We start from the raw sequence: 419 nt of genomic DNA on the forward strand, positions 1-419 counted from the left end.
GGTCTACCACGTGTTGCTGACTTGTTCGAAGCACGGCGTCCAAAAGACCATGCGATTATGGCTGAAATGAGTGGTGTGGTTAGCTTCGGTAAAGAAACCAAAGGTAAAAACCGCTTCATTATCACCAATGAAGATGGTGAGGTTCATGAAGAGCTGATCCCGAAATGGCGTCAAATTAACGTCTTCGAAAACGAAACAGTTGCTCGTGGTGAAGTTATCGCTGATGGTCCACAAAACCCGCACGATATCTTACGTCTGAAAGGTCAAACGGCGCTTGCTGATTATATCGTAAACGAAGTACAGGACGTTTATCGCTTGCAGGGTGTAAAAATCAACGATAAGCACATCGAAGTTATTATTCGTCAGATGCTACGTAAAGTTGAAATTACTGATGGCGGCGATTCAAGTCACTTCAAAGG

At 44.2% G+C, this 419-nt stretch carries 1 pseudogene; it reads left to right on the forward strand.

The features are described 5' to 3' along the window. Nucleotides 1-419, forward strand: a pseudogene (locus tag AAEZ03_RS26040) (DNA-directed RNA polymerase subunit beta'); the annotation flags it as partial.

Origin of the sequence: Pseudomonas sp. HY2-MNA-CIBAN-0224 (assembly GCF_040310285.1) — a bacterium.
Lineage (GTDB): Bacteria > Pseudomonadota > Gammaproteobacteria > Pseudomonadales > Pseudomonadaceae > Aquipseudomonas > Aquipseudomonas helleri.